Origin of the sequence: Azospirillum sp. SYSU D00513 (assembly GCF_017356015.1) — a bacterium.
Taxonomy (GTDB): Bacteria; Pseudomonadota; Alphaproteobacteria; order Azospirillales; family Azospirillaceae; genus Azospirillum.
Map to the genome: position 1 here is coordinate 1 of NZ_JAFIQV010000126.1, position 515 is coordinate 515.

At 55.5% G+C, this 515-nt stretch carries 1 rRNA gene; it reads left to right on the forward strand.

What is annotated here, in order from left to right:
* Nucleotides 1-515, forward strand: a 23S ribosomal RNA gene (locus tag JUB11_RS32495); the annotation flags it as partial.

The following is a 515-nucleotide window of genomic DNA, read 5'->3' on the forward strand; positions in this document are numbered from 1 at the left end:
TGAGTTGCATGCTGTAGACCCGAAACCTGATGATCTAGCCATGGGCAGGTTGAAGGTGCGGTAACACGCACTGGAGGACCGAACTCACGCCTGTTGAAAAAGTCGGAGATGACCTGTGGCTAGGGGTGAAAGGCCAATCAAATCAGGAAATAGCTGGTTCTCCGCGAAAGCTATTTAGGTAGCGCGTCGGATATTGCTCCGGGGGGTAGAGCACTGGATGGGCTAGGGGGGCGCGAGCCTTACCAAACCTAACCAAACTCCGAATACCCGGAAGCACAGTCCGGCAGACAGACGGTGGGTGCTAAGGTCCATCGTCGAGAGGGAAACAGCCCAGACCGCCAGCTAAGGTCCCCAAGTGGTGGCTAAGTGGGAAAGGATGTGGGAAGGCCATGACAACCAGGAGGTTGGCTTAGAAGCAGCCATCCTTTAAAGAAAGCGTAATAGCTCACTGGTCTAGTTAAGCCGGCCTGCGCCGAAAATGTAACGGGGCTCAAGCCACCCACCGAAGCTGCGGA